The sequence below is a fragment of the Pseudomonas sessilinigenes genome, assembly GCF_003850565.1.
GTDB lineage: Bacteria > Pseudomonadota > Gammaproteobacteria > Pseudomonadales > Pseudomonadaceae > Aquipseudomonas > Aquipseudomonas sessilinigenes.
This window is the reverse complement of sequence record NZ_CP027706.1, coordinates 2,266,308-2,292,775: the sequence shown is the minus strand read 5'-3', so window position 1 is coordinate 2,292,775 and position 26,468 is coordinate 2,266,308. Positions and strand designations below refer to the sequence as shown.

Below are 26,468 nucleotides of genomic sequence, written 5' to 3'. Positions count from 1 at the left end.
GCACTGCAACAGCAAGTGCTGCTTCTGGGCATGCTCCCCAGACCAGCGAGCCTTGCCCTGGTCGGTCAGGCGCGGCACATAACTGTCGATCAGCCCGAGGAACTCCACCTGCTCGTCCAGCCCCCGCAACTGCTGGGCGATCTCATAGGCCAGCACCCCGCCGAAGGACCAGCCGGCCAGGCGATAAGGCCCCTCGGGCTGGGCCTGGCGCATCACCTTGATCAAGCGCGTTGCCAGGCACTCCATGGTGTTCAACTGGGGCTGGCCCAGGGCGATGCCGGACAGGCCATGAATGGGGAAATCCCCCGCCAGGTGTTGTCCCAGCACCGGGAAATACATGTCCAGGCCGGTGAACTCATGCACCAGGAACAACGCCGGCCCGCGGCCATGGCGAACCGTCACCAGCTCCAGGGGGCCCGCCTCGGTCTCGCGCTCGCCGAGCAAGCGTGCCATGGCGGCCACGCTGGCATGCTGGAACAGGTCCGCCAGGCCCAGCTCGAAACCCACCTGCTGCAGGCGGTTGACCAGCTGGATCGCCAGCAGCGAATGCCCGCCCTGCTCGAAGAAATGCTCATGACGCCCCACCTGGGGCAGTTGCAACACCTGCGCCCAGTGCTCGGCCAGGACCTGCTCGAGCGCCGTCGCCGGTGCCTCGTAGCAAACGCCAGCCTGGGCCGGCGGCAGCGGCAGGGCCTTGCGATCCAGCTTGCCGTTGTTGGTCAAAGGCAAGCCATCGAGCAGCACGTAGGCCTGGGGCACCATGTACTCGGGCAATTGCTCCAGCAAGTGCTCGCGCAGGGCCTGCTGCGTGGGCTGCGCCTGTTTCTGTTGCAGCGTGTAGTAGGCCACCAGGCGCTTGTCGCCAGGCTCATCCTCGCGCACCAGCACCACGGCGTCGCGCAGCCCGGCAAAGCTCGCCAGGCAGGCCTGGATCTCCCCTGGCTCGATCCGGAACCCACGGATCTTCACCTGCTCGTCGTTGCGCCCGATGCACTCGAGCAGGCCATTGTCCAGCCAGCGGCCCAGGTCGCCGGTGCGATACATCATGGCCCCAGGCTCGGTACTGAAGGGATCGGCGAGAAACTTCTCGGCGCTCAGCTCAGGGCGATTCAAGTAACCCAGGGCCACACCATCGCCCCCGATATGGATCTCCCCGACCACCCCCACCGGCAATGGCTGACCCAGTGCATCCAGGACATAGACGCGGGTGTTCGACAGTGGCCGGCCGATGGGCACGCTGTCGGCATCCGCTGGTAATTCCCACGGCTCGTGGGTGACCGCGAAGGTGGTGGTTTCCGTCGGCCCGTAGCCATTGACCAGGCGCAATCCCGGGGCCTGGGCCTGCATCCGCCTGAACGCCGTGGCATCGGCCCGCTCGCCACCACACAGGAGCATGCGCAGCCCCTTCAGGGCCTGGGGAATCAGTTGCACGTACTGGTTGAACAGGCTGGTGGTGAGGAACAGCATCGTCACGCCATATGCTTGCAACAGCTGGGCGAACGCCGGTGGATCGAGCAGGGTCTGGTGGTCCACCACCACGACCCGGCCACCGTTGAGCAACGGCCCCCAGACGTCCAGGGTACTGGCGTCGAACGCCGGGTTGGAGGCGAACGCCACCCGGTCACCGACGTTGAAGTCGGCATAGCCGTTGTTGATCACCAATCGGGTGATGGCCCGGTGCGGCACCAAGACGCCCTTGGGTTCGCCGGTGGAGCCGGAGGTGTACATGATGTACGCCACCGCTTCGCTGGACAGTTCCAGGCCGGGATTGTGCCCCGGCAACCGGTCCAGGCGCAGCCGATCCAGCTCGACCCGTGGCGTCGCTACATCCAACGGCCGATCGCTATGGACCAGCAGGACCACCGCCTGGCTGTCGGCCACCATGAAGCCCAGCCGCTCGGCCGGGGCATGGATATCCAGCGGGACATAGGCCGCACCGCACTTGCTGACCGCCAATTGCGCCACCAACAGATCCAGGCTGCGTGGCAACAGCAAGGCCACGGCCTGCCCGGGAAGCACGCCAAGCCCCTGCAGGTGATGGGCCAGCTGGTTGGCCCGGGCATTGAGCCGGGCATAGCTGAGCACCTCCTGGCCATGCACTGCCGCCACCTGTTGCGGACGCTCCAGGACCTGCGCCTCGAAACGCTGGTGCAGGGTCTGCCGTCGCGGGTAGTCACGGTGGGTAGCGTTGAACGCCACCAGCACCTGCTGGCGCTCGGCAGCCGGTAGCACTGCCACCCGGCCAATAGCCAGCCCCGGCTCCTGTTCCAGGGCCTGCAGCAGGTTTTCCAGGGTGCACTGCAGGTACTGGCAGATACGCCGGGCATCGACCCCGGCGGCTACCGCCGTGCACATGAAGCCATCGCCCAGGTCGTCGATGCTCAAGGTCAGCGGATAGTTGCTGCGCTCTTCGGCGTTGAGCAACTGCATGCCCTCCCAGGCCCCGTCCGCCGGCCCCGTCAGATCGGCCGACGGTGCGCTGTGGCGATAATTGAGCAGGCTGCTGAACAACGGCGTACCTGGCTCCACCGCACTGCAACGCTGCACCAGGGCCAGGGGCGCCTGCTCATGCCCCAGTAGTTGCGCCAGGCGCTCATGGGTGGCCAACAGCGCATCGCGCACCGGCACCTCGCCCAGGTCGACCCGCAACGGCAAGGTATTGATGAACACCCCCAGGGCCCGCTCGGCGCCTTCGCCACCTTGCATCCGCCCCAACAGCACGGTGCCGAATACCACCTGTTGCTGCGCGGCCAGGCTGCCCAGCACGCGCCCCCAGGCCAGGTGCATCAGGCTCGCGGCGCTGACGCCCAGTTGCCGGGCCTGCAGGCGCAAGCGCCGGGCCAGCAGCCGATCCAGGGGGTGGCGAGCCTCGCTGAGGACGACCTCGCGACCCGGTACTTCCTGCAAGCCCAGGGGCAGGGTCGGCTGGTGGATATCGCCCAGCATCTGGCGGAAAAACACCTCATGCTCGGCCGCCCCGATGCCCAGCCGGGCCTGGGCCACGTAGTTGCGATAGGGCACGGCGGCGCCCAGGCGCTCCTGGCGCCCCAGGAGGAAGGCGTGCAGCTCGTGCTGCAGCACTTCCAGGGCCACGTGGTCCATCACCAGGTGGTGGAACAATAACAACGCCACCAGCCGTCCATGGTCCGGATCGACGGCATACACCAGGCGCAGCAGCGGTGCCTGGGCAATCTCCATGCGGTAGCGACAGCTGTCGAAGCGCGCCTGCAATTGTTCCAGCACCGGCCCTTGGGCAGCATCCAGCACCCGCTCTTCACAGACCAGCGCAGCCTCGCGCCAGACCACTTGCAGCGGCTCGTCCAGCCCCTCCCAGAGCACCGCGCTGCGCAGAATGTCATTACGTTCGATCACCCCCTGCAAGGCCTTGGCGAAGGCCTGCAAGCGCCCGACGGTGTCGAAGGCGAACTGCGCCTGGAGCACATAGGGATCGCCCTGGCCGGCGGCCAGGTGGTGGTAGAGGATGCCCGCCTGCAACGGCGCCAGCGGATAGATGTCCTGGACGTTGGCGGTACCGCCGGGCACCGTGGCCACGACCCGGTCGATGGCGGCCTGGTCCAGCTCGATCAGCGGCAACAGTGGCGGGGTGATGCGCGGGCAATCGCGGTAGATCAGGTTCTGCGGCACCTGCACCTCGCGGCCACGGCCCACGGCAGCGGCCAGGGCGGCCAGGGTTGGCTGGCCGAACAGCACCCGCACATCCGCCGAGAGACCGGCCCGGCGCATGCGGCCGATCAGGCTCACCGCCAGCAGCGAGTGCCCGCCCAGCTCGAAGAAATGGTCGTGGCGCCCTACCCGCTCGACGTTGAGCAACTCGGCCCACAACTGCGCCAGCAGGATCTCGGTGTCGCCCACCGGTGCCTCGTACTCGCGCACCAGCGCCGCTTCCAGCCCGGGTGCCGGCAACGCCTTGCGTTCCAGCTTGCCGTTGGGGCTCAGGGGCAAGGCCTCCAGGTGTACGAATAGCGCGGGCACCATGTAGTCCGGCAGGTGCTCCAGCAACGCCTGGCGCAACTGTTCGACAGGCAATTTCCCGTGCCCGGCATCGCTGGTGTAGTAGGCCACCAGGCGCTTGTCCCCGGGTACGTCCTCGCGGGCCAGGACCACGGCCTCCTTGATGCCTTCGAGCTGGGTCAGGCGCGCCTGGATTTCCCCCAGCTCGATGCGCAGGCCACGGATCTTCACCTGGTCGTCGTTGCGTCCCAGGTACTCGATATTGCCGTCGGCGAGATAGCGCCCCAGATCGCCCGTGCGGTACATCCGCGCGTCCGGCTCGGCGCTGAACGGATCGTCGACAAAACGCTCGGCGGTCAGTTGCTCGCGGTTCAAGTAACCGCGCGCCACCTGCACCCCGGCAATGAACAGCTCGCCCACCACGCCCAATGGCACCGGCTGCAATTGCGCGTCCAGCAGGTACAGGCGGGTGTTGGCGATCGGCTTACCGATGGGCGTGTTGTCAGGAGTCGTCTCCAGCGGACCGGTGCAATCCCAAGCCGTCACGTCCACCGCGGCTTCGGTGGGGCCATACAAATTGTGTAAACCAACATTCGGTAACTGCTGCTTGAAACGCCGTACCAGGCTGCCCGGCAGCGCCTCGCCGCTGCACATCACCTGGCGCAAGCTGGCGCACTCGCGAGTCTCGCCATAGGCCAGGAACACGTCGAGCATCGAGGGCACGAAATGCAGGGTGGTGATGTTTTCCCGGGCGATCACCTGGCGCAGGTAGGCCGGGTCCTTGTGCCCTTCGGGGCGAGCCATCACCAGGCGGGCGCCGGTGAACAGCGGCCAGAAGAACTCCCACACCGACACGTCGAAGCTGAACGGAGTCTTCTGCAACACCGCGTCGCAGCTGGTGAGCCGGTACTGCTCCTGCATCCATAGCAAGCGGTTGACCACCGCCCGGTGCTCGTTCATCGCGCCCTTGGGCTGGCCAGTGGAACCGGAGGTGTAGATCACGTAGGCCAGGTGCCGTGGCGTAAGCCCGGCGATCCGTGGATTGATCCTGGGCTGGCGACTCCACACCGATTGTTCGAGATCCACCACTGGCACGTCCGGATCGCCCAGCAGGCCCAGGGTCGCACCCTGGGCCAGCACCGCCAGCGGCGCGCTGTCCTCAAGCATGTAGGCGATACGCTCGGCCGGGTAAGCCGGGTCGATGGGCACGTAGGCACCCCCGGCCTTGAGGATCGCCAGCAGGCCTACCACCATGTCGACGCTGCGCTCGACGCAGATGGCCACCCGCTGGTCCGGGCCGACGCCCAATTGCAGCAGGTGCCCGGCCAACTGGTTGGCCTGCTGGTTGAGCTGGCGATAGCTCAGGCACTGCTCGCCGGCCTGCACCGCCAGCGCCTCTGGGCTGCGCAGTACCTGGGCTTCGAACAACCCGTGCAAGGTCTGCTCCAGCGGATAGTCGCGGTCGGTGGCGTTGAAACCTTCGAGCAACTGCCAACGCTGCTCCTGGTCCAGCAGCGGCACCTGATCCAGGAGCATCTGGTCGTCGCTCACCATGGCCTGCAGCACCCGCTGCAGGTAGCCGACATAACGCTGCAGGGTGGCCTCGTCGAACAGCGCCGTGGCGTACTCCAGGGTGCCCTCGATATGGTCCTGGACCTCTCCCAGGTTCAGCGACACGTCGAACTTGGCGAAATGGCTGGCCTCGTGGATGCCCTCCAGGCGCAAGTCCCCCAGCACCAGTTGCGGGACATCACCGTTCTGCCAGGTCATCAGGGTCTGGAACACTGGGCTGTGGGACAGGCTGCGCACCGGCCGCAGGATCTCCACCACCTGCTCGAACGGCAGGTGCTGGTGGGCCTGGGCTTCGAGGGTGCGGGCCTTGACCTGGGCCAGCAACGCCTCGATCCGTGGCGCTGTCGCCAGGTCCACGCGCACAGCCAGGGTGTTGACGAACAAGCCGATCAGGCCCTCGACTTCAGCCTGCATGCGATTGGCCACCGGGGTGCCGACCACCACTTCGGCCTGCCCTGACAGACGCCCGAGCAACAAGGCCCAGGCGCTCATCAGGGTCATGTACAAGGTACTGCCATGACGCTGGCTCAAGGCCCGCAGGCCCGCCGTGAGCTGGGCATCCAGGCGCACCGGGATGCTGCTGCCGGCATAGTCCTGCTGGGCCGGGCGCGGCCGGTCGGTGGGCAACAACAGCAAGGCCGGCGCCCCCTCCAGGGCCTGGCGCCAATAGTCGCCCTGCTGTTGCAGCACCGCACCGCTGAGCCAGCGCCGTTGCCAGTGGGCAAAGTCGCTGTACTGCAGAGCCAGCGCCGGCAACGGGTCCGGCAGGCCGCGGCTGAAGGCGCCGTACAGGGCCACCAGCTCACGGGTCAGCACGCCCATGGACCAGCCATCGCTGACCATGTGATGCAGGGTCAGCAACAGTACATGGTGATCGTCCGCCAGGGTCACCAGGCGCCCGCGGATCAGTGGCCCGCGCTCCAGGTCGAACGGCGCCGAGGCCTCGCCCTGGACCAGGGCCTGCAAGGCCTCGTCGGCCCGGGGATGGCCGCGCAGGTTTTCCACCTGCAGGCTCAACCCGGACTGCGGGTCGGCAATCAGCACTTCGGCTTCGTCGCCATACTGGGCGAAGCGGCTGCGCAGGGTTTCATGGCGCGCGACGATACGCGCCAGCGCACGTTGCAGGGCCTGGCTGTCCAGTTGCCCGCGCAGGCGCAAGCCGATGGGAATGTTGTAGGCGGTGTTGGCGCCCTCCATCTGTGCCAGGAACCACAGTCGCTGCTGGGCGAAGGACAGCACCTGGGGCTGGTTGCGCGGCGCCGGCAGCAAGTCCGGCAGGCTGCTGCGCTCGGCCCGGACCAGGGCCTGGGCCACGGCGTGCAGCTCAGCGTTGGCGAACAGCTCACCCAGGGCCAGCTCCACACCCAGACGCCGACGCACCTGGGACAGCATGCGCATGGCCAGCAGCGAGTGCCCGCCCAGCTCGAAGAAATGATCGTGGCGCCCCACCCGCTCAATGTGCAGCAGCTCGCTCCAGATCTGTGCGAGCACGACCTCATTGTCGCCCTCCGGCGCCTCGTACTGCCGGGACAGCAGTGCATCCAGCTCCGGCACCGGCAAGGCCCGGCGATCCAGCTTGCCATTGGCGGTCAGCGGCAAGGCATCGAGCCTGACATAGGCTGCCGGCACCATGTATTCGGGCAACTGCTCCAGCAACTGCGCGCGCAGTTCGGCGGGACTCGGCACCCGCTGCCCGGCAACGGTGAAATAAGCCACCAGCCGGGTCTGTCCCGGTTGATCCTCACGGGCCAGCAGTACCGCCTCCTGGATGCTCGCCAGGCGATTCAGGCAGGTTTCGATTTCCCCCAGCTCGATGCGCACGCCACGGATCTTCACCTGCTGGTCATTGCGCCCCAGGTACTCGATACGCCCATCGCCCAGCCAGCGTGCCAGGTCGCCGGTCCGGTACATGCGTGCCCCCGGAGCGTCGCTGAAGGGGTCGTCGAGGAAACGTTCGGCCGTCAGTTCGGGACGGTTGAGATACCCCCGGGCCACCCCGGCGCCCCCCACGTACAACTCGCCGGCCACGCCGATGGGCACCGGCTGGCACTGCTCGTCCAGCAGGTAGATCCGTACGTTGGCCATGGGCCGGCCAATGTCCAGCAGCCCGCCCGCGACCAGGGCGCCCGAGGTGGCGACCACCGTGGCCTCGGTGGGCCCGTAGTTGTTGACCAGCGTGAAGGATTGCGCCTGGTCGAACTGCCGCAGGCGGTCGCCACCGATCAGCAGGGTGCGCAAGGTCGGATGCTTCTGCTCCTGGCTGAAGGCATGCTCGGCCACCGGGGTTGGCAGGAAGCTCACATCCAGGGGCTGGGCACGCCACCAGGCCAGCAACTGGTCGATATCCTGATGGTCGATGCCCGCAGGCGGCAGATGCAGGGTCGCGCCATTGCACAGGGCCGGCCAGAGCTCCCAGGCCATGGCATCGAAACCGAAACCGGCAACGCTGGAGGTGTGGCGCCCCGGCCCCAGGTCGAAGGCCTGGCAATGCCAGTGCACCAGGTTCGCCAGGCTCTGGTGCTCGACCATCACGCCCTTGGGCTGGCCGGTGGAACCGGAGGTATAGATCACATAGGCCAGGTGCCCGGCATGCAGCCCGGGTACCGGTGGTGCGCTGGCCGGTTGTTGTTGCCAGGCCAGGTCGTCGAGATCGACCAGCGGCCGTTGCGCAGCACCGATCAATGCCCGGGTCGCGCCCTGCACCAAGACCGCCAGTGGCGCGCTGTCCTGCAACAGGTAGGCGATGCGCTCGGCCGGATGGGCCGGGTCGATGGGCACATAGGCACCACCGGCCTTGAGGATCGCCAGCAGGCCCACGGCCATGTCCGGCCCGCGCCCGACACAGATCGCCACCCGGCTGTCCGGCCCGACGCCCAGCCCGCGCAAATGGTGGGCCAGGCGATTGGCCCGGGCATCCAGCTCGGCATAACTGAGGCGCGCGTCCCCGGCTTGCACCGCCGTGGCCTCGGGTTGCTGCGCGACCTGGGCGGCAAACAGCTGGTGCAGGGTCATGCCACGTGGGTAGTCCTGGCCGGTGGCATTGAAGCCCTCCAGCACTTGTCGGCGCTCGTCCGGCCCCAGCAACGGCACCCGGGCCAGGTCCTGGTGCTCGTGGGCGACCATGGCTTGCAGTACCTGCACCAGGTAGCCGGCAAAACGCTGCGCCGTCTCGGCATCGAACAGCGCCGTGGCGTAATCCAGGGAGCCACGGATCTGCCCCTGGCTCTCCCCCAGGCTCAGGGTCAGGTCGAACTTGGCCACCTGGCTGGCACCGACGACCCCTTCGAGCTTGAGCTCACCCAGTACCAGGTCCTGGGCAAAGTCCTCGACCCAGGTCAGTACCGCCTGGAACAGCGGGCTGTGGGCCAGGCTGCGCTGGGGCCTAACGATCTCCACCACCTGTTCGAACGGCAAGTCCTGATTGGCCTGGGCCGCCAGGCTGCAGGCACGGACCTGGGCCAGCAACTCGACCACGCTCTGCCCAGCGCTCACGTCCAGGCGCAGGGCCAGGGTGTTGACGAACAGGCCGATCAGGCCCTCGACCTCGGCGCGCATGCGGTTGGCCACCGGGGTACCGATCACCAGGTCATGCTGGCCCGAGAGACGCCCGAGCAGCAACGCCCAGCCTGCCAGCACGGTCATGTGCAACGTGCAGCCATGGCGGCGGCCCAGGGCCTTGAGCTGCGTGCTCAAGCCGGACTCCAGCAGCAAAGGCACGCTGGCGCCACGGTAGTCCTGCTGCACGGGCCGTGGCCGGTCGGTGGGCAACATCAGCAAGGTCGGCGCACCGGCCAGGGCCTGGCGCCAATAGTCACCCTGGCCTTGCAGCACCGCACCGCTGAGCCAGCGCCGCTGCCACAGGGCAAAGTCGCTGTACTGCACCGCCAGTGGCGGCAACGGGTCCGCCTGGCCCTGGCTGAAAGCGCTGTACAAGGCCACCAGTTCACGGGTCAGCACGCCCATGGACCAACCGTCGGCGACGATGTGGTGCAGGGTCAGCAACAGCACATGGTGCTCATCCGCCAAGCGCAACAGGCGCCCACGAATCACCGGTCCGCGCTCCAGGTCGAAGGCTTGCGCTGCCTCGGCCTGCACCCGCTCGGCCAGTGTCAGGGGAGCCTCGGCCAGGTCTTCCTCCAGCAGTTCCAGGGCACCCTCGACCGGCCCCACCAGTACCTGGGGTTGTTCCTCTACCAGGACAAAACGGCTGCGCAACGTAGCGTGCCGAGCCACGATCGTTTGCAGCGCCTGTTGCAGCGCCTGCCGATCCAGGCGCCCACGCAGGCCCAGGCCGACGGGAATGTTGTAGGCACCCGCGCCGCCTTCCATCTGCGCCAGGAACCATAACCGCTGCTGGGCAAAGGACAGTGGCAGGTCTTGATCCTGCAGGGCCGGGAAGATTTCCGGCAGCTGGCTGCGTCCGCTGCGCTCCAGCACCGCGGCGACCGCCTGCAGCTCGGCATTGGCGAACAGCTCGCCCAGGGCCAGCTCCAGCCCCAGGCGCTGGCGCACCAGCGACACCATGCGCATGGCCAGCAGCGAGTGCCCGCCCAGCTCGAAGAAGTGATCCTGGCGGCCGACCTGTTCGACCTGCAGCACGTCGCTCCAGATCTGCGCCAAGGCCGTTTCGGTAGGGCCTTCGGGGGCCTGGTACTGGCGATTGAACAGCGATTGCTGGTCCGGCGCCGGCAAGGCCTTGCGGTCCAGCTTGCCATTGGCGGTCAGCGGCAAGGCGTCGAGCCGTACATAGGCGACCGGCACCATGTAGTCCGGCAGTTGCGCCAGCAGATACTCGCGCAGCTCGCCCACCGTGGGCGCCACAGCCTGCTCAAGCGCAGTGAAATAGGCCACCAGCCGGGGGTTGCCCGGTTGGTCCTCGCGGGCCAGCAGCACAGCTTCCCGCACGCCGGGGAACTGGTTGAGGCGGGTCTCGATCTCGCCCAGTTCGATGCGCACGCCACGGATCTTCACCTGATGGTCATTGCGCCCCAGGTACTCGATGCGGCCGTCCGCCAACCAGCGCCCCAGGTCGCCGGTCCGGTACATGCGTGCCCCTGGCTCGTTGCTGAACGGGTCATCGAGGAAGCGCTCGGCAGTCAACTGCGGCCGGTTCAGATAGCCGCGGGCCACCCCGGCGCCCCCCACGTACAACTCGCCAGCCACACCGATGGGGACGGGTCGATGCTGCTCGTCCAGCAGGTAGATCCGCGCATTGGCCATGGGCCGGCCGATGTCCAGGCTGCCCCCGGTCTCGACAGGGCCGGAAGTGGCCACCACCGTGGCCTCGGTAGGCCCGTAGTTGTTGACCAGGGTAAAGGTTTGTCCCCGGTCGAACTGGCGCAGGCGATCACCACCGACCAACAGGGTCTGCAGGGTCGGATGGCCCACTTGCTGGCTGATGGCGTATTCGGCCACCGGGGTTGGCAGGAAGCTCACCTGCAAGGGCTGCTGGCGCCACCAGTCGAGCAAGGCATCGACATCCTCAGTGCCTTCGCTGGCGGGTGCCAGGTGCAGGACCGCACCGCTGCACAGCGCCGGCCAGACCTCCCAGGCCATGGCATCGAAACCAAAACCGGCCAGGCTCGAAGTGTGGCGACCAGGCTGCAGGTCGAAGGCCTGGCAGTGCCAGTCCACCAGGTTGCCCAGGCTCTGGTGCTCCACCATCACCCCCTTGGGCAGCCCCGTGGAGCCGGACGTATAGATCACATAGGCCAGGTTGGAGGCGCTCAACCCCGGTACCTCCAGGTTGTCCTGGCCCTGCTCCTGCCAGTGTCGCGGGTCCAGCTCCAGCACCGGTACCGCTTGGGGCGCCAAGCGCGACAACAGCTCCGCCTGGGCCAGCACTACCCGGGGGGCGCTGTCTTCGAGCAGGTAGCTCAAGCGCTCGGCCGGATGGGCCGGGTCGATGGGCACATAACCGGCCCCGGACTTGAGGATCGCCAGCAGGCCTACCAGGGTTTCCAGGCTCCGCCGGGCGACGATGGCCACCCGGTCCTCGGGCCGTACGCCCAGGGCCCGCAACTGGCGGGCCAGGCCATTGGCCTGCTGGTTGAGCTCGGCATAGCTCAACGAACGCCCCTGGTGGCAGGCCGCCAGCGCCTGTGGCGCACGTGCTGCCTGGGCCTCGATGCGACCATGCAGGGTCTGGCCCCGCGGGTAGTCCACGCGGCAATCATTGAAACCTTCCAGGACCTGCTGGCGCTCCGCCGGCGGCAACACCGACAGAGCCTGCAATGCCAACTGCGGCTGCTGTTCCAGGGCCTGGGCCAGATGCTCCAGGGTGCACAACAGGTAACCGAGGATCCGCCGTGGATCGACCTGGGTACTGGCCAGCAGGGTCAGGCCGAAGTCCTCGGTGAAGTCATCGACGCTCAGGGTCAGGGGGTAGTTGGTGCGTTCCTCGCTGTGCAGGGTGCTGATCCCGGCCCAGGCGGCCTGGGCCTCGGCGCTGGCCCCGGCGTTGCTGTGGCGGTAGTTGAGCAGGGTACTGAACAGCGGGGCCGGTGCACTGACTCCGCTGCAGCGCTGGGCCAGGGCCAGGGCCGCATGCTCATGGCGCAAGAGGCTGGTCAGGCGCTTGTGGGTGTCCTTGAGGGCCTCGGCCAGGCCCTGCCCGTCCACGTCCAGGCGAAACGGCAAGGTGTTGATGAAGATGCCCAGGGCCCGGTTGGTGGCCTCGGCGCCCTGCATCCGCCCCATCAGCACGGTGCCGAACACCACCTTGTGCTTGCCGGCCAGGGTCGCCAGCACGCGGCCCCAGGCCAGGTGGAACAGGCTCGCGGCACTGACTCCGGCCTGCCGCGCCTGGCTGCGCAAGCGCAGGCTCAGGGCCGTGGGCAAGGCCAGGCTGGCTTCCTCGATGGCCCGGCCATCGCCTTGCACATCCTGCAGGCCGAACGGCAGGGTCGGCTCGTCGACGTCCGCCAGCATCTGGCGGAAAAAGGTCTCGTGTGCTTGTTCGCTGATGCCCAGCCGGGCCTGGGCTACGTAGTTGCGAAACGGCATGGCCGGGCCCAGGCGCGCGGCCTGGCCGGTAAGCAGCGCCTGCATTTCGTGGTGCACCACGTCCAGGGCACTGTGGTCCATGGCCATGTGGTGGAACAGCAAGATGGCAACGATGCGCTGCCCGGCTTCGTCCCAGGCATACACCAGGCGCAGCATCGGCGCCTGGCTGATGTCCAGGCGGTAGTGGCGGGCATCGAAGCGCCCTTGCAGTTGCTCCAGCACGGCGCCGTCGACCGGGTCCGGCTCGACTTTCTGGAGGATCAGCCCGGCCTCGCGCCAGACCACCTGCATCGGTTGCGCCAGGCCGTCCCAGAGCACGGCGGTACGCAGGATGTCATGGCGGGCGATGACCCCGCGCAGGGCCTCGGCGAAGGCTTCCAGGTGCTGCGCGCTGGCGAAGGCGAACTGTGCCTGCATCACGTAGGGATCGCCCAGGGTGGCGCTGACGTGGTGATAAAGGATGCCTTCCTGCAGCGGCGCCAGGGGGTAGATGTCCTGGACGTTGGCGACCCCACCCGGCACCGTGGCGACGATGCGGTCGATGGCCTGCTGGTCGAGGTTGGCCAAGGGCAGCAGGTCCGGGGTGATGCGCCGGGTCTGCGCGGTGATGCCGTTGGCCGGCACCTCGACCTGGCCAGCCTTGGCCGGCGCGTACTCACCGCTCTTGATCAGCTCGATCAACTGCGGCTTGAGCTCGCGCAGGCGCGCCAGCAGGGCCGGGTCGCTCAAGGCCTGCTTGTTGCCCTGGACCACCAGTTGGTCGTCCTTGAGTACCAGCTGGACATCCTTTTCCTTCAGTGTCGCCAACAGTTCGATCACGTTCACAGGACGATCTCCATTCGCTCGGTCATTGCCGCGTAGCCGGCCAGGGTCGGTTGTTCGAACAACCCGCGGACATCGGCCTCCATGCCGTGTTCGCGCATCCGGCTGATCAGGTTCACCGCCAGCAGCGAGTGCCCGCCCAGCTCGAAGAAGTGATCGTGGCGCCCTACCCGCTCGACGTTGAGCAGCTCGGCCCACAACTGCGCCAGCAGGATCTCGGTATCGCCCACCGGTGCCTCGTACTCGCGCACCACCGCCGCTTCCACCCCGGGTGCCGGCAACGCCTTGCGTTCCAGCTTGCCGTTGGGGCTCAGGGGCAAGGCCTCCAGGTGTACGTAGAGCGCCGGCACCATGTAGTCCGGCAGGTGCTCCAGCAACGCCTGGCGCAGCTGTTCGACGGGCAATTTCCCGTGCCCGGCATCGCTGGTGTAGTAGGCCACCAGGCGCTTGTCCCCGGGCACGTCCTCGCGGGCCAGGACCACCGCTTCCTTGATGCCTTCGAGCTGGGTCAGGCGCGCCTGGATTTCCCCCAGCTCGATGCGCAGGCCACGGATCTTCACCTGGTCGTCGTTGCGCCCCAGGTACTCGATATTGCCGTCGGTGAGATAGCGCCCCAGATCGCCCGTGCGGTACATCCGTGCGCCCGGCTCGGCGCTGAACGGGTCGTCGACAAAACGCTCGGCAGTCAGTTGCTCGCGGTTGAGATAACCGCGCGCCACCTGCACCCCGGCAATGAACAACTCGCCCACCACGCCCAATGGCACCGGCTGCAATTGCGCATCCAGCAGGTACAGGCGGGTATTGGCGATCGGCTTGCCGATGGGCGTGTTGTCCGGGGTGGCGTCCAGCGGGCCGGTGCAATCCCAGGCCGTCACGTCCACTGCCGCTTCGGTGGGGCCATACAGGTTATGCAGGGCAACGTTGGGCAACTGCTGCTTGAAGCGCCGCACCAGGCTGCCCGGCAGCGCCTCGCCGCTGCACATCACCTGGCGCAAGCCGAGGTCGTCCGGCGTGGCGTCGTGGGCGAGGAATACATCGAGCATCGAGGGCACGAAGTGCAAGGTACTGATGCCCTGCTCGCGTATCAGCTGGCGCAGGTAGGCCGGGTCCTTGTGCCCTTCGGGGCGAGCCATCACCAGGCGCGCGCCGGTGAACAGCGGCCAGAAGAACTCCCACACCGACACGTCGAAGCTGAACGGGGTCTTCTGCAACACCGCATCGTCCACATCCAGGCGGTACTGCTCCTGCATCCACAGCAGGCGGTTGACCACCGCCCGGTGCTCGTTCATCGCGCCCTTGGGCTGGCCGGTGGAGCCGGAGGTGTAGATCACGTAGGCCAGGTGCCGTGGCGTCAGGTGCGGCAGCTGCGGGTTGTCCCGGGACTGTCCGGCCCATTGCGGCTGGTCCAGGTCCAGCAACGCCAGCCCGGACGCCTGCGCCAGGTGCCGGGTCGCACCCTGGACCAGCACCGCCAGCGGCGCGCTGTCCTGGAGCATGTAGTCGATCCGCTCCTGGGGATAGGCCGGATCGATGGGCACGTAGGCGCCCCCGGCCTTGAGGATCGCCAGCAGGCCCAGCACCATGTCGACGCTGCGCTCGACGCAGATCGCCACCCGCTGGTCCGGGCCAACGCCCAATTGCAGCAAGTGCCCGGCCAACTGGTTGGCCTGCTGGTTGAGCTGGCGATAACTCAAGCGCTGCTCCCCGGCCTGCACCGCCAAGGCCTCGGGGCTGCGCAGCACCTGGGCCTCGAACAACCCGTGCAGGGTTTGCTCCAGCGGGTAGTCGCGGGCGGTGGCATTGAAGCCTTCCAGCAGTTGCCGGCGCTCGGCCTCGGGCAAGATCGGCACCTGCAGCAGGGCACGCTGCGGCGCTTGTTCCAGGCTGTCCACCAGGGCCAACAGGGCTTGTTGCAGGTAGCCGCACACCCGTGCGGCGCCAATCCGCGCCGGGGTCATGGCGGTCAGGCGAAAGCCCTGGCCAAAGTCGTCGACGTTGAGGCTCAGCGGGTAGTTGGTGCGCTCTTCGCTGTGCAGGGTCTCGATGCCCTGCCAGGCTTGGCGTACGGCCTCGCTCGGCGGTGCATCGCTGCCGTGGCGGTAGTTGAGCATGGCACTGAACAGCGGCAGCGGCGCGGCCACCCCGCTGCAACGCTGGGCCAGGGCCAGGGACGCATGTTCATGGCCGAGCAAGGCGCTGAGCCGGGCGTGGGTGGCCTTGACCGCCGCACGCACCCCGCCGGCGTCCAGGTCGACCCGCAGCGGCAAGGTGTTGATGAACATGCCCAGGGCCCGGTCGGCGCCCTGCCCGGCCTGCAGGCGGCCCAGCAGCACGGTGCCGAATACCACCCGTTCCTGGCCGGTGGTGAGGTTCAGCACCCGGGCCCAGGCCAGGTGGAACAGGCTCGCGGCACTGACCCCCAGCAGCCGCGCCTGGGCCCGCAGGCGAGCGGCCAGGGTCGCGTCCACGGCTTGCTGCACTTCCTCGATGGCGTCGCCGTCGCCCTGCACATCCTGCAAGCCGAATGGCAAGGTCGGGGCATCGATGTCGCCGAGCATTTCACGGAAGAACGCCTCGTGTTCCTCGCGAGTGACACCCAGGCGTGCCTGGGCTACGTAGTTGCGGTAGGGGATCGCCGCGCCCGCGGGCTGCTGCCCCAGCAGGCAGGCCTGGATCTCTTCGCGCACCACCTCCAGGGCGGTGTGGTCGAGGACGATGTGGTGGAACAACAGGATCGCCACCACGCCCTGGCGTACCGGGTCCTGGGCGAACACCAGGCGCAACAACGGCGCCCGGGTCAGGTCCAGGCGCCAATGGCGAGGATCGAAGCGCTGGTGCAACTGCTGCAGGATGTCGCCGTCGGCCGGATCCAGGTCGACTTCCTCAAGGGCCACCGGGGCCTCGCGCCAGACCACTTGCAGCGGTTGCTTGAGCCCCTCCCAGAGGATCGCCGTGCGCAGGATATCGTGGCGCTCGCCGACCCGTTGCAGGGCCGCGGCGAAATCCTCCAGGCGCTGGCGACTGGCGAACGCCAGGTGCGACTGCAACAGGTAGGGATCGCCTTCGCGGGCACTCAGGTGGTGGTAGAGAATGCCTTCCTGCAAGGGCGCCAGCGGGTAGATGTCCTGCACATTGGCAGCACCACCAGGCACCGTGGCCAGCACCCGGTCGATAGCCTGCTGGTCCAGTTCGACCAGCGATAGCAGCGACGGGGTGATGTGCTGGCAATCGGAGGGGATGCGGTTGTCCGGCACCGATACTTCACGACTGCTCCCGGTCGTGGCCGCGAGGGCCGCCAGGGTCGGCTGCTCGAACAGCACCCGTACATCGGCCGCCAGCCCGGCCTGGCGCATGCGCTCCACCAGGGTCACCGCCAGCAGCGAATGCCCGCCCAGTTCGAAGAAATGATCGTGGCGCCCCACCTGCTCGACCTTGAGCAGCTCGCTCCAGATCCGCGCCAGGACGATTTCCACTTCACCCTGGGGCGCTTCGAACTCGCGGCTGAGCCAGGCCCCCTGCCCCGGCTCCGGCAAGGCCCGGCGATCGAGCTTGCCGTTGGCGGTCAGCGGCAAGGCCGCAAGCACGACATAGGCCACTGGCACCATGTAGTCCGGCAGGTACCCCTGCAAATGATCGCGCAGGTCTTCGGCACTGGGCTCGCCAGTAGCAGGCGTGCAGGTGAAATAAGCCAGCAGGCGTCCTTCGCTCACCAGCACCAGGGCCTCCTTAAGGGCCGGGTGCTGGAGCAGCGCGGCTTCGATTTCCCCCGGCTCGATGCGCATGCCCCGTACCTTGACCTGGTCGTCGTTGCGCCCCAGGTAGTCGAGGGTGCCGTCTTCGCGCCAGCGCGCCAGGTCGCCACTGCGGTACATGCGCGCGCCGGGCTCGGCACTGAACGGGTCGTCGAGGAAGCGCTCGGCGGTCAGTTCGGGGCGATTGAGGTAACCCCGGGCCACCCCGGCACCGCCCACGTACAGCTCGCCGGCGACACCGACCGGTACCGGTCGCAGCAACTCGTCCAGCAGGTAGATACGGGCGTTGGCCATGGGCCGGCCGATATGCAGCGCACCACCGGCCACAAGCGCGCCGGAAGTCGCCACCACCGTGGCTTCGGTGGGCCCATAGTTGTTGACCACAGTAAAGCCCGGGTCGCGAGCGAACTGGCGCAAGCGGTCACCGCCGATCAGCAGGGTACGCAGGGTTGGGTGCCGCAGTTGCTGGTTGAAGGCGTATTCAGCCACCGGTGTCGGCAGGAAGCTCACATCCAGCGGCTGGTCGCGCCACCAGGCCAGCAACCGCTCGATGTCCTGGTGGCCGATATCGGCCGGCGGCAGGTGCAGGGTCGCGCCACTGCACAGGGTCGGCCAGACCTCCCAGGCCATGGCGTCGAAGCCCAGGCCGGCGAGGCTGGAGGCATGCCGCCCGGGCCCCAGGTCGAAGGCCTGGCAATGCCAGTGCACCAGGTTCTCCAGGCTCTGGTGCTCGACCATCACGCCCTTGGGCTGGCCGGTGGAGCCCGAGGTGTAGATCACATAGGCCAGGTGCGCCGGGGTCAGCCGCGGCACCTGCGGGGTGTCCGGGTCGCTGTCGCTCCAGACCTCGCGATCGAGGTCGAGCACCGGTACCCCAGGCACTGGCGACAGGCCGCCGGCCACCAGCAGCGCCCGGGGTGCGCTGTCCTGTACCAGGTAGGCGATGCGCTCGGCCGGATGGCTCGGGTCGATGGGCACATAGGCGGCCCCGGCCTTGAGCACCGCGAGCATCCCTTGCAACAGTTGGGGACCACGGGCCATGCACAAGGCCACCCGGTCATCGGGTTGCACGCCGAACGCCAAGAGTTTCCGGGCCAGCTGATTGGCCTGCTGGTCCAGCTGGCGATAGCTCAGGCGCAGCGGCCCCTGGACCAGCGCCACGGCGTCGGGCGCCGCCCGGACCCGGGCCTCGAACAGGCCATGCAGGGTCTGCCCACGCGGATGGGCGGCGGTGCTGGCATTGAAGTCCCGCAGCAGGCGCTCGCGCTCCGCCAGCGGCAACACCGACAGTTGCCCCAGCTCCAGCTCGGGGCTGTGTTCCAGGGCAGCGACCAGTTGCTCCAGGGCGCACGCCATGTAGCCACCCAGGCGCTGCGCACCGATCCTGGCCAGGGCCAGCACCGACAGGCTGAAACCGTCGCCGAGATCGTCGACGCTCAGGCTCAGTGGATAGTTGCTGCGTTCCTCGCCCCCCAGCAGCTCCACGCCCTGCCAGATGTCCTGCCCCGCAGCCGCCGCTGGCGGGGCGCTATGGCGGTAGTTGAGCAAGGCATTGAACAGTGGCGAGCCGCTGGCCACCGCGCTGCAACGCTGGGCCAGGGCCAGGGAGGCGTGCTCGTGGCCCAGCAACGCGCTGAGCCGGGCATGGGTCGCCCTGACGCCATCACGCACTCCTACCCCCTGGACATCCACCCGCAGCGGCAGGGTGTTGATGAACACCCCCAGCGCCCGGTCGGCACCCTCGCCGCCTTGCATACGTCCCATGAGCACGGTACCGAACACCACCTGGCGGCGATTGGCGACCTGCCCCAGCACCAGGGCCCAGGCCAGGTGCATCAAGGCGGCGGCGCTGACGCCCAGTTGCCGGGCCTGTTCGCGCAAGCGGCCAGCCAGGGCCGCTGGCAACGCCAGGTGGGCCTCGTCGATATCGTGGCCCTCGCCCTGCACATCCTCCACGGCGAACGCCAGGGTCGGCTCGTCGATGTCCGCGAGCATGTCCTGGAAGAACGCCTCGTGTTCTGCCTCTCCGGCCCCCAGACGAGCCTGGGCCACGTAGTTGCGGTACGGCACCGGGGTGCCCAGGTGCTGGCCGCGATTGAACAGCAGCTCGTGCATTTCCTGGCCGATCACCTCCATGGCGGTGTGATCCAGGGCCAGGTGATGGAACAAGAGGATCGCCACCACCTGCCGGCGTACCGGATCGAAGGCGTGGACCATGCGGATCAACGGCGCCTGGGCCAGGTCCAGACGCCAGTGGCGCGCATCGAAACGCTGGTGCAACTGCTCCAGGACATCACCCTCGGCAGGGTCCAGGTGCTGCTCCAGCACCTGCAGCCGAGCCTCGCGCCAGACCACCTGGACCGGTTGCGGCACCCCCTGCCAGAGCACGGCGGTACGCAGGATGTCATGGCGCGCGATGACCTGCTGCAAGCCGCTGGCGAAGCGCTGCAGACGCTCCAGGCTGTCGAAGGCCATCCGCGACTGCAGCAGGTAGGGGTCGCCCTGCCCGGCACTCAGGTGGTGATAGAGAATGCCCTCCTGCAAGGGGGCCAGGGGATAGATGTCCTGGACGTTGGCGACGCCCCCCGGCACCTGGGCCACGATCCGGTCGATGGCCGGCTGGTCCAGCTCGATCAGCGGCAGCAGGTCCGGGGTGATGCGCTGGCAATCGGCGGCAATGCGATTGGCCGGCACCTGCACCTCGCGGCTGGTGCCCACCGCCCCCGCCAGGGCAGCCAGGGTCGGCTGGCTGAACAACACCCGCACATCGGCCCCCAGGCCAATCTGGCGCATGCGCTCGATAAGGCTCACGGCCAACAGCGAATGCCCACCCAATTCGAAGAAATGGTCATGGCGCCCCACTCGTTCGACCTTGAGCAGGTCGCTCCAGATTCGTGCCAGGGCGATTTCCACGTCGCCCTGGGGCGCCACGAATTCACGTCCGGGCATGGCCGTCGCCGGTGGCGCGGGCAAGGCCTTGCGATCCAGTTTGCCGTTGGCCGTCAACGGCCAGGTGTCCAGCCGCACATAGGCCAGTGGCACCATGTACTCGGGCAGTTGTTGCAGCAAGGTGGCGCGCAGGCTCTGGGCAGACACTGGCGGGGCATCCTGCTGGACCCGGTAGTAGGCCACCAGGCGCTGCTCGCCCGGTTCGTCCTCGCGCACCAGGATCACACCGTCCTTGACCCCCGGGCAGGCCAGCAAGCGCGCCTCGATTTCCCCAGGCTCGATGCGCAAGCCGCGGATCTTCACCTGGTCGTCGCTGCGCCCCAGGTATTCCAGCAGGCCATTATCCAGCCAGCGGCCGATGTCCCCGGTACGGTACAACAACGCACCGGAACGCTCGCCGAAGGGATCGTCGATGAACTTCTGGGCATTGAGTTCGGGGCGATTGAGGTAGCCCAGGGCCACACCGTCGCCACCGATCACGATCTCGCCCGCCACGCCGATGGGCAACGGCTGCTGGCGGGTATCCAGGATGTACACCTGGGTGTTGGACAAGGGTCGGCCGATGGGCAGGCTGTCGGCATCCGCTGGTAATTCCCACGGCTCGTGGGTGACCGCGAAGGTGGTGGTTTCCGTCGGCCCGTAGCCATTGACCAGGCGCAATCCCGGGGCCTGGGCCTGCATCCGCCTGAACGCCGTGGCATCGGCCCGCTCGCCGCCACACAGGAGCATGTGCAGCCCCTTCAGGGCCTGGGGAATCAGTTGCACGTACTGGTTGAACAGGCTGGTGGTGAGGAACAGCATCGTCACACCGGATGCTTGCAGCAGCTGGGCGAACGCCGGTGGATCGAGCAGGGTCTGGTGGTCCACCACCACGACCCGGCCACCGTTGAGCAACGGCCCCCAGACGTCCAGGGTGCTGGCGTCGAACGCCGGGTTGGAGGCGAACGCCACCCGGTCACCGACGTTGAAGTCGGCATAGCCGTTGTTGATCACCAATCGGGTGATGGCCCGGTGCGGCACCAAGACGCCCTTGGGTTCGCCGGTGGAACCGGAGGTGTACATGATGTACGCCACCGCTTCGCTGGACAGCTGCAGATCCGGATTGTGCGTGGGCGTCTCCTGCAACGACAGCCGATCCAGCTCCAGGCGCGACACCGGCACATCCAGTAGCTGGTCGCTGCGGGTCAACAGCATCACGCTCTGGCTGTCCTGGACCATGAACGCCTGGCGCGAGGCTGGGGCATTGCCGTCCAGCGGTACGTAGGCCACACCGCATTTACTGGCCGCCAGCTGGCCCACCAGCAGATCGATGGAACGCGGCAGCAAGAGGGCCAGATGAGCCCCAGGCTTCACGCCAAGGCTTAGCAAGTGGTGAGCCAGCTGGTTGGCCCGAGCGTTGAGCTGGGCATAGCTGAGCACCTCCTGGCCATGCACCGCCGCGACCTGTTGCGGGCGCTCCAGGACCTGCTCCTCGAAACGCTGGTGCAAGGCCTGCTGGCGCGGGTAGTCGCGGGTCGTGGCGTTGAAGTCCACCAGGATCTGGCGCCGCTCGGCCTGGGGCAGCACCGGGATCTCCCCCAGTGCCAGGGCCGGTGACTGCTCCAGGGCCTGCCCCAGGTGCTCCAGGGCACAGGCCAGGTAATCGCAGACCCGGGCCCCGTCTACCTGGGCCACGGCCTGCACGGTCAGGCGCAGGCCCTCGGCGTCATCGTCGACATTGACCACCAGTGGATAGTTGCTGCGCTCCTGGGAGTCGAGTACCCGAATGCCCTCCCAGATCGCCAGCGCCTGTTCGTGATCGGCCGACCGAGCACTGTGGCGATAGTTGAGCAGGCTGTTGAACAGTGGCAGCGCCGCCGGTACGCCACTGCAGCGCTGGGCCAGGGCCAGGGACGCATGCTCGTGGCCAAGCAACTGCGACAACCTCGCGTGGGTGTCGCGCAGGGCCTGCTCTACCCCCTGCCCGCCCAGGCTGACCCGCAGCGGCAGGGTGTTAATGAACATGCCCAGGGCCCGGTCCGCCCCGGCACCGCCCTGCATGCGCCCCAGCAGCACGGTGCCGAACACCACTTCATCACGACCGGACAACTGCCCCAGCACCCGGCCCCAGGCCAGGTGCACCAGGCTGGCGACACTGACGCCCAGGGCCCGGGCCCGTTCGCGCAGGCGCCGGCACAGCAGCGGATCGAGCCTGAGCTGGCGCTCCTGGATACCCCGCCCGTCACGGTTGACGTCCTGCAGGCCGAACGCCAGGGTTGGCTCGTCGATATCCCCCAGCAGGTCGTGGAAGAACCCTTGGTGCTGCGCTTCGTCCAGCCCCAGGCGAGCCTGGGCCACATAGTTGCGATAAGGCGTAGCGGGCGGCAACTGGGTGGCACGTCCTTGCAGCACGGCGCTGATTTCCTCCACCAGCACTTCCAGGGACGTATGGTCCAGGGCCAGGTGATGGAACAGCAGCATACCCAGCCAGCGCGCCTGTCCCGGGTCCTGGGCGCAGACCAGGCGCATGAGCGGCGCACACCCCAGGTCCAGGCGGTAGTGGCGGGGATCGAAGCGCGCCTGCAATTGCTTCAGGGTACTGCCCTTGGCCGGTTCTACCGACAGCACCTGCACGGCCAGCGGAGCCTGGCGCCAGACCACTTGCACAGCCTCGTCCAGTCCCTCCCAGACCAGGCTGGTGCGCAAGATGTCGTGACGCTGGATCACCTGGTCCATGGCCTGGATGAAGGTCTCCAGGCTCGACTCGTCGGCGAACTCGAATTGCACCTGCAACAGGTAGGGGTCGCCTTGGGTGCTGCTCAGGTGGTGATACAGGATGCCCGCCTGCAGGGGCGCCACCGCATAGATGTCCTGGACATTGGCCGTACCGCCTGGAACCGTGGCCACCACCCGGTCGATGGCGGCCTGGTCCAGGTCGGCCAACGGCAACAGATCGGGAGTGATGCGCGGGCAGTCAGGGGCAATCAGATTGGCCGGCACCGATACCTCATGGCCGGCTCCCACGGCCGCAGCCAGGGCGGCCAGGGTCGGCTGGCCGAACAGCACCCGCACATCGGCGCACAAGTCCACCTGACGCATGCGTTCCATCAGCTTCACGGCCAGCAGCGAATGCCCGCCCAGCTCGAAGAAGTTGTCCTGGCGGCCGACCTGGGGCAGTTGCAGCAACTCCTGCCAGATACGCGCAATGCTCTGTTCCACGTCGCCTTGCGGCGCCTCGTAGTCGCGCCGGGCCACGGCCTGGCTGTCCGGTGCCGGCAGGGCCTTGCGATCGAGCTTGCCGTTGGTGGTCAGGGGCAGGCTGTCCAGCAGCACGAAGGCACTGGGCAACATGTAGTCGGCCAAGTGCTGGCGCAGTTGCTCACGCAGTTGCGTGGCATTGGGCTGCTCGCCCGGCTGGGCGATGAAATAGGCCACCAGGCGCTTGTCTGCGTGGACGTCCTCGCGCGCCACCACGACCGCTTCGCGCACGCCGGCACAGGCTGCCAGGCGCGCTTCGATTTCCCCCAGCTCGATGCGAAAACCGCGAATCTTCACCTGGTCGTCATTGCGCCCCAGGTATTCCAGGCTGCCGTCCGTGCGCCAGCGGGCCAGGTCGCCGGTCTTGTACAGCCGGGCCCCGGCGCGGGCGCTGAACGGGTCGTCGATGAAGCGTTCGGCCGTGAGCTGGTCACGGTTCAGATACCCCCGCGCCACCCCGGCACCCCCCACGTACAGCTCCCCGACGACACCGACGGGCAATGGCTCGCGCCGGGCATCGAGGACATACAGTTGCAGGTCGGGAATACGCCGGCCGATGGGGCTGATGCCCACCAGTTGCACATCGGCGGCCTGCAGTGGCCGGTAGGTCACGTGGACGGTGGTCTCGGTGATGCCGTACATGTTCACCAGTTGGGTACCGACGTTGCCGACCCGGGCATACCAGGGCTTGAGCATCCCCGGTTCCAGGGCCTCGCCGCCGAAGATCACCTGGCGCAGCGAATGCTTGAGGGCACTGCGGCCCTGGGCCGCAATCAGCGAGCGGAAGGCACTGGGGGTCTGGTTGAGAATGCTCACCGACGCCTCACAGAGCAGCGCATAGCAGGCATCCGGCGAGCGGCTGACGGCCTGGGGCACCACCAGCAACTGACCGCCATGGACCAGGGCACCCCAGATTTCCCACACCGAGAAGTCGAAGGCAAAGGAATGGAACAACGCCCAGACATCGCGCCAGTTGAAATCGAACCAGTCACGGGTGGCGGCAAACAGCCGGGCCACGTTGCGATGCTCCACCATCACGCCCTTGGGCAGGCCGGTAGAGCCGGAGGTGTAGATCACATAGGCCAGGTGGGTGGCGTTGAGCCCCGCGACCTCGGGGTTGTCCAGGGCTTCGTGGGCCAGGCTGCGGCTGTCGAGATCGATCAGCGGCACCCGCTGGTCGGCCACCAGGGCCTGGGTATCGGCCTGTACCAGCAACGCCACCGGGGCACTGTCCTGCAAGGTGTAGGCGATACGTTCGCGCGGATAAGCCGGGTCGATGGGCACGTAGGCGCCACCGGCCTTGAGGATCCCCAACAGGCCAATGATCATTTCCAGCCCGCGCTCGACACAGATCGCCACGCGCTGGTCAGGGCGCACCCCAAGGGCCAGCAAACGGTGGGCGACCTGGTTGGCGCGCTGGTTGAGCTGGCCGTAGCTCAGGCGCTGCCCCTGGAAGATCAGCGCCGGGGCCTCGGGCTGGACCCGCGCCTGGGCTTCGACCTGCTGGTGGATCAGTACGGTGTCCGGGTAATGCCCCGGGGGCGTGTTGAGGCCATGCAACAGGTAATGACGCTCGCTGGCCGGTAGCATTTCCAGGCTGTGCACCGCCGCCTCTGGCGTGGTCTGCAGGGCCAGCGCCAGGCTTTCCAGCACCCCCAGCAGGTAGCCGGTGATGCGAACGGCACCGATGCGGGCGTCCACCAAGGCGATGATGCGCAGGTCCTCGCCCAGGTCGTCGACGTTGATGGTCAACGGATAGTTGGTGCGCTCCTGTGCTCCCAGAACCTGGATACCCGGCACCACTTCCTGGATCTGCGCACCATCGTCGGCATGGCTGTGGCGATAGTTGAGCATGGCGCTGAACAACGGAGTCGGTGCCTGCACGCCACTGCAACGCTGGGCCTGGGCCAGGGAGGCATGCTCATGGCCCAGCAGGTCGGTCAGGCGCCGATGGGTGGCCAGCACCCCGGCTCGTACGCCCTGGGCCCCGACATCCACTCGCAGCGGCAAGGTGTTGATGAACATGCCCAAGGCCCGCTCGCCCCCCGCGCCGGCCTCCATGCGCCCCAGCAGCACGGTGCCGAAAACCACCGCCTCGCGCCCCGAGACCTGGCCCAGGACCCGCGCCAGGGCCAGGTGCAACAGGCTGGCCACGCTCACCCCCAACTGCCGGGCCTGGCTGCGCAGGCGCTGGCTCAGGTTCGGATCGAGGGTCGCCCGGTGTTCTTCGATGCGCCGCCCAGCGCCCTGGACGTCGCCCAGGCCGAACGGCAGGGTCGGCTCGTCGATATCACCGAGCATCTCGCGGAAAAAGGCGTCGTGCTGCCCCTGCTCCTGGGCGAGCCGGGCCTGGGCCAGATGGTTGCGAAACGGTACCGGCGCTGGCAGCCGGTCGCTGTGCCCCAGCAGCCAGGCGCGGATTTCCTGGCGCACCACATCCAGCGCGGCGTGGTCCAGGGCCATGTGGTGGAACAGCAGCAAGGCCACCTGGCGCCGGTTGGCCGGGTCCCGGGCATGGACCAGGCGCAGCAGCGGCGCCTGGCGCAGGTCCAGGCGCAAGTGCCGGGCATCGTAACGGGCCTGCAACTGCTCCAGGACATCACCCTCGGCAGGGTCCAGCGCGATCTCCTCGCACACCAGCGGCGCGTGGCGCCAGACCACTTGCAACGGCTCATCGAGGCTTTCCCAGGCGATGGCGGTCCGCAGGATGTCATGCCGCTCGATGACCCATTGCAAGGCCGCGGTGAAGTCCCGGAGCAGGCCCTCGCTGGCGAAGGCGAAGCGCGCCTGCAACACATAAGGATCGCCCGCAGCCGCCGATAGATGGTGATACAGCATGCCTTCCTGCAACGGTGCCAGGGGGTAGATGTCCTGGACATTGGCCGCCCCACCCGGTACCCCGGCGACGATGCGCTCGATGGCCGGTGGGTCCAGGCGCACCAGCGGCAGCATGTCCGGAGTGATCTTGAAGGCCGGACTCAGCCAGTCGCCGCCCTGCTGGTCCAACAGTTCCAGAATTCGCGCCTTGTGCTCCACCAGGCTGTCCCAGAGCGTATCGTCCAGGGCCTCGTCGTCGCCCTGGACCAACAGGTCCTGGTCTTCGCGCTGCAGGCGGATCGCGAGAGTGGAAAGAGCTGCCATCAATTCACTGAGCTGCAT

Annotated in this window: 2 protein-coding genes (1 of these 2 only partly in view); both read right to left on the bottom strand. The window is 67.7% G+C overall.

The window, feature by feature from the left end; translation table 11 throughout:
• Positions 1-13,374, bottom strand: the 5' portion of a protein-coding gene (locus C4K39_RS10765; protein ID WP_124346320.1) for a non-ribosomal peptide synthetase. 1,317 nt of this gene lie to the left of the window's left edge; 13,374 of the gene's 14,691 nt are visible here — the first part of the coding sequence; its start codon is at positions 13,372-13,374; its stop codon lies off the left edge, out of view.
• A complete protein-coding gene (locus C4K39_RS10760) occupies positions 13,371-26,468 on the bottom strand; it encodes a non-ribosomal peptide synthetase (protein WP_124346319.1) in 13,098 nt (4,365 codons plus the stop codon). The genes C4K39_RS10765 and C4K39_RS10760 overlap by 4 nt, the downstream gene beginning before the upstream one ends.